At 57.9% G+C, this 8394-nt stretch carries 10 protein-coding genes; 7 read left to right on the top strand and 3 right to left on the bottom strand.

Translation table 11 applies throughout. From position 1 onward, the window contains the following. Both ACFC20_RS11695 and ACFC20_RS11690 read left to right on the top strand, forming a co-directional pair. Window positions 1-407 (top strand): restriction endonuclease subunit S (locus tag ACFC20_RS11695; RefSeq protein WP_375193161.1); only part of this gene is annotated, 407 nt, incomplete at its 5' end. Beyond that, window positions 404-835 (top strand): hypothetical protein, encoded by a 432-nt coding sequence (locus ACFC20_RS11690; protein ID WP_375193160.1) that lies wholly within the window; start codon window positions 404-406, stop codon window positions 833-835. The genes ACFC20_RS11695 and ACFC20_RS11690, both read left to right, overlap by 4 nt. 37 nt (window positions 836-872) lie before the next feature. Here the strand turns inward: ACFC20_RS11690 and ACFC20_RS11685 are convergent, their stop codons facing one another. Beyond that, window positions 873-1100 (bottom strand): hypothetical protein, encoded by a 228-nt coding sequence (locus ACFC20_RS11685; protein ID WP_375193159.1) that lies wholly within the window; start codon window positions 1098-1100, stop codon window positions 873-875. Window positions 1101-1174: 74 nt separating this feature from the next. On the opposite strand from ACFC20_RS11685, the gene ACFC20_RS11680 reads away from it, so the two are divergent. Continuing rightward, window positions 1175-1534 carry a hypothetical protein gene (locus ACFC20_RS11680; protein ID WP_375193158.1) on the top strand — a complete coding sequence of 120 codons (360 nt, stop codon included), beginning with the start codon at window positions 1175-1177 and terminating at the stop codon, window positions 1532-1534. Window positions 1535-1598: 64 nt separating this feature from the next. On the opposite strand, the gene ACFC20_RS11675 is transcribed toward ACFC20_RS11680, so the two are convergent. Then, window positions 1599-2126, bottom strand: a complete 528-nt coding sequence (locus ACFC20_RS11675) for a type II toxin-antitoxin system VapC family toxin (protein ID WP_375193157.1) — start codon at window positions 2124-2126, stop codon at window positions 1599-1601. Between the two features lies 1 nt (window position 2127). Further along, window positions 2128-2841, bottom strand: a complete 714-nt coding sequence (locus ACFC20_RS11670) for a hypothetical protein (protein ID WP_375193156.1) — start codon at window positions 2839-2841, stop codon at window positions 2128-2130. Window positions 2842-3092: 251 nt separating this feature from the next. Between ACFC20_RS11670 and ACFC20_RS11665 the strand changes: the two genes are divergently transcribed. The 4 genes from ACFC20_RS11665 to ACFC20_RS11650 are packed head-to-tail and all read left to right on the top strand — an operon-like array spanning window position 3093 to window position 8351. Then, window positions 3093-3494 (top strand): PAS domain-containing protein, encoded by a 402-nt coding sequence (locus ACFC20_RS11665; RefSeq protein ID WP_375183396.1) that lies wholly within the window; start codon window positions 3093-3095, stop codon window positions 3492-3494. A gap of 48 nt (window positions 3495-3542) precedes the next feature. Continuing rightward, window positions 3543-4646 (top strand): methyl-accepting chemotaxis protein, encoded by a 1104-nt coding sequence (locus ACFC20_RS11660; RefSeq protein WP_375183395.1) that lies wholly within the window; start codon window positions 3543-3545, stop codon window positions 4644-4646. A gap of 25 nt (window positions 4647-4671) precedes the next feature. Then, window positions 4672-7038, top strand: coding sequence for an EAL domain-containing protein (locus tag ACFC20_RS11655; protein ID WP_375193155.1), 2367 nt, complete (start codon window positions 4672-4674; stop codon window positions 7036-7038). A gap of 23 nt (window positions 7039-7061) precedes the next feature. Beyond that, the gene (locus ACFC20_RS11650) at window positions 7062-8351 is read left to right on the top strand and encodes a diguanylate cyclase (protein ID WP_375193154.1); all 1290 of its coding nucleotides are present in this window, start codon (window positions 7062-7064) and stop codon (window positions 8349-8351) included. Window positions 8352-8394: the final 43 nt, after the last annotated feature.

Here is an 8394-nt window from a genome sequence, read left to right as displayed (position 1 = left end):
ACAGGATACGCCACCCCTTCAACCTGCTTCCATACACCAGAAATCACCATAACTCAGCCCAGAAGAATATCAACTTAAAGGTTTTGAACGAGCTTCGCCTGCCATTCCCATCTTTGACGGAACAAACCGAAATCGTCCGCCGAGTAGACCAACTCTTCGCCCACGCCGACCGCATCGAACAACAGGTCAACAACGCCCTGGCCCGCGTCAACAACCTCACCCAGTCCATCCTGGCCAAAGCCTTCCGGGGCGAACTCACCGAGAAATGGCGCAAGGAGAATCCGGAGCTGATCCGTGGGGAGAACAGTGCGGAGGCGTTGCTGGAGCGGATCAAGGCGGAGCGGGCGGCGCAAAAACCGTCGGGACGCCGCACAAAAATCAGGAAATCGGAACAGGCTGCAAAATGACCAGTGAAATCGACAACTCGACCACCATTTCGGTGAATTGTCCTGCCTGTTCTGCCGTCAACGAGCTGAATCAGCACCGAAACATCGAGTGCGAAAAATGCGAGAAGCCCATCACGGGGCAGAAGTATGGCGCACGAGGTGCTTTGCCAGCAGTCCTGGCATTCACGGTTGGTTTTACTGGATATGGCCTGGTCGATCGCAACTTGCTGGACGACAAGCGTTACCCCATGGAGCTGGAGTATGCGATGGTGAATGCGTGTACCAATGGGGATATCAACGTTCTGCCACGCGGGCTATACGAATCAAAACAGGAGATCTGTCTTTGCGCCGTGGGTAAAACCGTGGAGGCGTTGCCCTACAACGAACTCGACGAGCGCAAATCAGAACTCAAAACCGTGCTGTCAGCGAGCGCAAAGGAGTGCAGGTAAAACGGGGGCAGAAGCGCCCCCGCTTGTGCAGCTCTAGTTACTTGGAGCGGGGCGGATTGTTTCCACGTCCCTTGCCAGATTTGCCGCCTGTTGTGCTTGGTCCATTCGGTGGTCGTTGACCACCGGAAGCCATATTTTTGGCCGCCACGGATTGTGCTTTCGCTGCAAAGGAGCCTTTCGGTGTGGTTCCACCATGCTGCTTTGCGGTAGCGCTCTGAATACGTGCAGCAGCGGCCGGCGACATCGGTGTTTTTGCTTTGCTCATGGTATTTCTCCATCAATGTTTGGTGTATGTCCCCGCTGGGACAGTTCAAAAGATACAGAGGGGGCCGGGGACAAATGGGGACTGAACGAACGCTGGAGCTTCAAAAAGTCATTGAGTCTTTGATCGCGAGAGTGGGATGGTCACGCAAGGCGCTTGCCCGTCAGCTGCATTGGGAGCTGAATGACACTGATGATGAGGACGAGCTGAAGCGGTTCGAGGAGCGGCTCAAGAAGGAACTGACGCGGCCAACAACGAAACCCGAGTTGCTGGAACGTTACCTGGACGTTCTGCGCCAATTACCTGAGGTCGAGAAGGCCAGACTTGTTGTACCGCAGTACGTGGCAACCGCAAGTCTGGACCCGGAAATTGAGTCCGCTTTGATGGACATCTCGAGAGATCTGTCACGTTCGCTTGGAAGTAAGAAAGCCACATGACGACCAGCCGTATGGAGAAGTGAACAACTTAACAGGCGGGAACGTTAAAATATCGCCTACTATTTCAGATGCCTTCGTCAGGTGAAAACATCTGTTCTTGAACCGCTGGCGGTTCAATATCCGCCAGCGATCTAACCGTTAATCCCTGTACGCTAGCAATTTTGCGAAGCGAGTCATCATGCGACCAGACTTCATTGGCCATCGCAGCCAGCGCAATGGCAACGATCTGCCGGTCGTACTTGAGTTTGCTGGCAATTTGTCCAGGCGAGATCTGGGCAAGCTCTTGTCTATCGGGGAGCTGAGCGCATTCAATTGCCGCCGCCGTATCAAAATCGACAATCTCAAAGCAGGCACTGCCGTTCAACGTATCGAGGTATTCCTGATACTTTGACACCTCGACCCCCATCAGAAATTCAGAAAGAACCGGCGTTGGCATCAGTATCAGCGCGTTCCTTCGTTCTACCTCAGAGACGAACGCCTGAGCCCGTTCATCAACTCTATCAAGTTCAAGACTGCTATCCGGGCGGGTAAGGCCCGTTTTGTTCGGAGCAAGAATCTGGATCAGGATGTTGGTGTCTACTAAAAGCTTCAAATCAGCCTCTCAGATCCTTGGCCACTCCCTGCGGATCTTCCATGTCCGCCCATTTCAAACCCCCTACTGCCTGAAGCCGGCTGACCACATCACCGAAACTGGTCGTTTCCAACTCTTGGTAAGATTCGATCTTGAGCTTTCGGAGCTTCCAGCCGCCTTCTGGCAGGCGCTCCCACAGACCTGGACCCGCCACTCGGATCTGTTGGAACAAAAGCGCAGAAAGCTGCTGGGCCATCGCCATGGTGGCCTCGCAGTGAAGGGTTTCGCCGTTAGCACCTTCAAGCCGGACCGGAACCGTTTCATCCTTGCCGCCAACAAGATACAGCCGGCCCTGTACTGCACCAGTTTTTTTCACGACCAAAGGGCGATCGTCGTCCGCTCGTTTCCTGAACGAAAGGATGCTGGTTTGGGTATCGTTCAAGATCGCACCTCCTGTGCCGTCCTCATCCATGAGTTGTTGCAAGTTGCGGTAAGCTAATTGCTGCTTCTTCGCACCGATGCCATTTGGCACTTCACGCACGTGGGCGAGTACCTTCTCATAATGCAGATCTTCAATATCTACATTCAGTTTGGCGCTACCTCTGCTGACCGAATCAAAATGCACATGCTCCACCTCCCCAAGCATATCGGAGAGGTGTGCAATGTACTGTCCGAGACGCTTCATAGAGAGCGTTTCAGGGGTACGGTCATTCAATTTAAGGGTTAGCTTTTTCATGATTACGATTATAGAAGGGCAATCTTACACTTGCTACCGCGCCTCCCTGCAGTGTCCGAAATCACAGCACTCCAATACCTTGACCGCACTACGCCATAACCCCAAAAGCACAAACCAAAACCTGCACCCATTTATAGTTGCAAATACTCATTGTTCAATAACAAATTTATACCTAAAACTGCGCGTAAAATACGGCTTTGTATCCTACGCTCCAAATGAAGCGGCTAGGCCGTAATGTCCGGGAAACCCAAATGCGCAAGAACCTGCCAGTCACCAACCATGAACGTACCTATTCACCGTCCCAGAAACTGATTTCCTCCACCGACCTGAAAGGCAAGATCCGACATTGCAACCAGGCGTTCGTGGACGTCAGCGGCTTTACCCGTGAAGAACTCATCGGCCAGCCCCACAACATTGTGCGGCACCCGGACATGCCGTCGGAGGCCTATGCCAACATGTGGTCCTATCTCAAGGCCGGCAAGCCCTGGATGGGCATGGTGAAGAACCGCTGCAAGAACGGCGACTATTACTGGGTCAGCGCCTATGTCACGCCGGTGACCGAGAAGGGCGAGATCATTGGCTATGAGTCTGTACGTTCCTGCCCGGACCGCAAAGACGTAGAGCGGGCAGAAAAGGTGTATGCGGCGATTTGAGCCGGCAAATCCGGGACCTCGCTATGGCAACGGGTTTCCGGCTCGGCGTTGTTCCTGGCGGGCGTGATTGTCGCCGCCGCTGCGCTGTTTCTCGCCGGACAAACGCTGCTCTCGGAACTCGTGCTTGGTGGCGGTGCTATCGCTTATGGGCTCTGGATGCAGCTCTCGAAACAGCGCCTGGTCAGCGCTGTGCTCGGCCAGCTTGAGCAGAACTTTTCCGATCCCCTCGCGGCGCGCACCTACACCGACGACGATGTCTCCCTGGGTCGAATCAAGGTCGGAATCAAGGCCATGCGCTCCCATCTGGACGCGGTACTGACGCGCATCGAGGATTCCGCCGGACAGGTCAAGACGTCGGCAGTCAAAGGGCTGGAGATCGCCTACGACGCCCAGGATACCCTGCACAAGCAACAGGCCGAAACCGAACAGGTCGCCGCCGCTGTGCATGAGATGTCGCAGACCATTGCCGATGTGTCGGCCAACGTGCAGGCCACCGCCGACAAGGCCGAAGGCGCCCGGGAGTTTGCCGACCAGGGCTCGGAAGTGGTGGCGGGTACTCGCAAGGCCATCGAGCATCTGAAAACCACCGTTCACGAAATCAGTGCCTCGGTGGGCGAGGTGTCCATCCAGACCCAGCAGATTGCCGCAGCCGCCAAGATCATTGAAGACATTGCTGACCAGACCAACCTGCTGGCCCTGAACGCCGCCATCGAAGCCGCCCGTGCCGGCGAACACGGCCGGGGATTCGCGGTGGTGGCTGATGAAGTGCGCGGCCTGGCGAAACGTACCCGGGATTCCACCAGCGACATCCACAACATTGTCAGCGGGCTGATCACCCGCTCGTCGGAGTCGGTGAAAGTGGCTGACCAGGGCAAGGCCGCTGCCGATACGGGCCTGGAGCAGATGCTGGAGGCGGAGAAAACCCTGAGTGACATCGCCACGTCCGTGAGCACCATTGCCGAAATGGCCATGCAGATGGCCGCGGCCGTGGAAGAACAGGCCCAGGTGTCAGACCAGATCAACGAACAGGTGGAGAATATTTCCAGCCTGGCCAAAAACAATCTGGCGAAAGGCGAAGAATCCACCCATAGTGTCAAGGAGATGGAGCAGATTGCAGGCGAGCTCCACGAACTGGTTGTCAGGTTCAAGTAGTCACGGAACCTTCCTGGAGCGCTGGATGACAAACCCGGGTATCGAAAAACGCAGATTGGCGGCGCTTGAACGCCTGGGCATTCTCGACACCCCGCCGGAGGAACGGTTTGAAAGGCTGACTCGGATCGCCAAGCATTATTACGGCGTCAAAACTGCACTTTTCTCGGTGCTTGATGCCGAGCGCCAGTGGTTCAAGTCTCGCCAGGGGCTCGAGGTAACAGAAACACCGAGATCCGTGGCCTTCTGCGATTACGCTATCCAGCAGGACAGGATCCTGCTGGTGGAGGACGCCACCAAAGATCCCCGGTTCCGCGACAATCCACTGGTCACCGGCAAACCGCATATCCGCTTCTACGCGGGCATGCCTGTACGGGAGCCCAGCGGCTTCAAGATCGGCAGTCTCTGCATCATCGACGATAAACCGCGCCGATTTACCGAGATCGAGCTGGATGTTCTGCGCAGCCTCGCCAGCATCGTTGAGGACGAGCTCGAACGGGCCTTTCTCGAGACCGGTGACGGCGAGTTTGTGAAGGTTTCACACCTGAGCCGGGCTATCCATCGAGCGCAGAATGTGTTCCTCACCAATGACAACGAGCACGCCGCTTTCGAGCTGATGCTCAATGATCTGCTGACGCTGACGGGCAGCCAGTTCGGCTTTATCGGTGAGATCCTGCACCGGGAGGATGGCACGCCATTTCTCAGGGTCGGCGCCATCACCAACATTGCCTGGAGCCCGGAAACCCAGGCGCTTTTTCAGGAAGTCGAGCGCCGGGGCATGGTGTTCGACCGCCTGGATAATATTCTTGGCCTGCCCATGACCACCGGCGAGGTCATCGTTTCCGCCGATGTGGCCTCGGATTCCCGGGCCAAGGGCCTGCCCGAGGGCCACCCCCCGATCACCAGCTACGTTGGCATACCGGTTTTCTCGGGCGACCAGCAGATCGGCCTGATTGGCCTGGCCAACCGCGCCGGCGGCTACTCCATGAGACTGGCCAATGAGCTGGAACCGCTGATGCAGACCCTGGGCAACCTGATCGAACGCAAGCGGCTCTATCAGGAGAAACGCGAACATCAGCGAAACCTTGAGCAGGCCGCCAACTACGATGCACTGACCGGTCTTCCGAACCGGCGTCGGATGACCGAACTGTTCGAGCAGGAGCTGGAAGAGGCCCGAAAGCGCGAAGGTCTGGTGTCGGTGTGCTTCATTGATCTGGACGGTTTCAAGGAGATCAACGACCAGCACGGCCACGCCGTCGGCGACGCGGTGCTGAAATCAGTGGCGGAACGGCTGCTGGGGAGCGTGCGGGCCCACGACGTGGTCGCACGCCTGGGCGGCGACGAGTTTGTCGCCATTCTCCGGGATGTGGACGACGAACGGGTCTATGCCAGGCTGCTGGAGGCCATCCGCGAGCCTATCAGTTACCGGCGCCATGTGCTGCACCTCTCAGGCAGCATGGGCGTTACCGTCTATCCCGAGGATGATTCCGACACCGACCAGTTGCTGCGCCACGCCGACCAGGCCATGTACGCGGCCAAGGAAGCCGGCAAGAACCATTACGTGCTGTTCGACCTGGATTCCCATCACTCCCGCAAGGAACGCATCCGGGTCATCGAGCAGATGGGCACGGCCCTGGCACGGGACGAGCTGGAGTTGTACTACCAGCCGAAGATCCATTTCCGCAGACGTCAGGTGGAGGGTTTCGAGGCGCTCCTGCGCTGGAACCACCCCGAGGACGGCGTACTGGGCCCGGGGCATTTCCTGGATCACATTGAATACACCGAATACGCCTGCAAGGTCGGCAACTTTGTGCTGGGAGAGGCCATTGCGCGGCTCCGGGATTTCTACAGCCGGAATCTGCCCTACAGCATCAGCGTGAATCTCAGCCCCTCCCATTTCCTGGGGCCGGGCTTCCGGGAGGACCTGGAGCAGGCCCTGTCTGACTGCCCGGCCGAGATCCGCTCGCGCCTCATTCTCGAGGTGCTGGAAACCACGGCGCTGGACGATACCGACCGGGTGCTCGAGCACCTTGCCTTCTGCCGGGAGCTCGGGGTGGATGTATCGCTGGATGATTTTGGCACCGGTTACTCGTCGCTGGATCTGTTCCGGCGGCTGACCGCCCAGGAGATCAAGGTTGACCGCTCGTTCGTAACCGACATGCTCACCAATCCGGACAGCGAAATGATTGTGAGCGCGATTGTCAGCCTCTCGAAAAGCTTCCGGCGCCGACTGGTGGCGGAAGGCATCGAGTCGGCCGAGGCCGAGGCGAAGCTGATCGAATTGGGCTGTGACCTTGGCCAGGGTTTCTTCTACAGCAAACCCATGCCCCTGGCCCGCGCCCTGGCGTGGGCCGCCCGCTTTGACTGGGAATCCCGGCGTGACCAATCGGCCTGAACACTGAGTGAACAGAAGGACTCATGGAACTGACACCGGAAATACGGCTGAAAGCCATTCTTGAAGGCACCGGCGCCGGCACCTGGGAATGGAACCTGGACTCGGGCGAGGTCATCTACAACCCGCGCTGGGCGGATCTGTTGGGTTACTCTCTGGAAGAGCTGGAACCGGTGACTTTCAAGACCTGGGAAGACCTTTGCCATCCGGTAGACCTTCAGAATGCCCGGGAGGTCCTGGCCAGCTACCTTGATGGCCAGAATCCCCAGTTCGAGTGTGTGGTACGCATGCTCCACAAATCCGGCGACTGGCGTTACATCCATACCCGGGGCTGCCTGCTGACGGACGACCAGGGCCGCAATACCCGCTGGCTGATGGGCACTCACCTGGACGTTACGCGGGAGAAAGTCAGTGAACACCAGCTGGAGCAACTGTCCAAATCCCTGCCCGGCATCATTTACACCTTTGTGATGGAGCCGAGCGGGCACTACTACTTTCGCTATGTAAGTGAGAAGACCCAGGATTTCTACGGACTGTCTCCGGCACAGTGCCTGCAGGACGCCGAACTGCTCTTCAACCTCGTTCATCCGGATGATCTCGTGGCCCTGCGTGAAAGCATCGCGGTGTCGGCAGAGACATTGTCCGAATGGGTCTGCGAATACCGGGTACAGGTGGCAGGCCGGGTTACCTGGCTCAGCGGCGTGGCCCAGCCGGAGAAGGATCCGGATGGCACCATCACCTGGCATGGCATTGTCACCAACATCGACCGGCAGAAGACTCTTGAACAGGAACTGGAGCAGCTGTCCATTACCGACGAACTGACCGGGCTTTACAATCGCCGGTACATGCTGCGCAAGCTTCAGGAATCCGTGGCGCAAGGGGAGCGTTACGGCGAGACTTTCTCTCTCATCTCCCTGGACATCGATTTCTTCAAAGCCATCAACGATTCCTACGGCCACCCCATGGGCGACGGGGTGCTGAAACGGTTTGCCGAGATCATTGACGCCCGGACACGCAAGACCGACGTGGTGGCCCGCACCGGCGGCGAGGAGTTCATGATTTTTATGCCCAACACCGGCCTTTCGGAAGCCGGGCATGTGGCGGAATTACTGCGCACCGCCATGGAAAACGAGCGGTTTGTCAGCTTCGAGGGCACGGTGTTCAACGTCACCTTCAGCGCCGGGGTGGTGAACTGGTCGGACGAGGGCGGGGAGCACACCTCGGTGCGCGATCTGCTCGCCGCCTGCGACCAGTCGCTGTACGCGGCCAAACGGTCCGGCCGGAACCGGATTGTCTCGGGTGATCAATCCGATTGATCCCCGCCTCTGGCCCGGCCAATCAGAACCGAAGCAGGGCCGG

Source organism: Marinobacter sp. (genome assembly GCF_041984545.1).
GTDB lineage: Bacteria > Pseudomonadota > Gammaproteobacteria > Pseudomonadales > Oleiphilaceae > Marinobacter.
Note: the sequence above shows the minus strand (reverse complement) of the source record. Positions and strands in the feature narration are given on the sequence as shown.

Bases quoted from the DNA above. Each gene is read 5' to 3' on its own strand.
- ACFC20_RS11690 (WP_375193160.1), top strand. From the start codon at position 404: ATGACCAGTGAAATCGACAACTCGACCACCATTTCGGTGAATTGTCCT.
- ACFC20_RS11685 (WP_375193159.1), bottom strand. From the start codon at position 1,100: ATGAGCAAAGCAAAAACACCGATGTCGCCGGCCGCTGCTGCACGTATT.
- ACFC20_RS11680 (WP_375193158.1), top strand. From the start codon at position 1,175: ATGGGGACTGAACGAACGCTGGAGCTTCAAAAAGTCATTGAGTCTTTG.
- ACFC20_RS11670 (WP_375193156.1), bottom strand. From the start codon at position 2,841: ATGAAAAAGCTAACCCTTAAATTGAATGACCGTACCCCTGAAACGCTC.
- ACFC20_RS11665 (WP_375183396.1), top strand. From the start codon at position 3,093: ATGCGCAAGAACCTGCCAGTCACCAACCATGAACGTACCTATTCACCG.
- ACFC20_RS11655 (WP_375193155.1), top strand. From the start codon at position 4,672: ATGACAAACCCGGGTATCGAAAAACGCAGATTGGCGGCGCTTGAACGC.
- ACFC20_RS11650 (WP_375193154.1), top strand. From the start codon at position 7,062: ATGGAACTGACACCGGAAATACGGCTGAAAGCCATTCTTGAAGGCACC.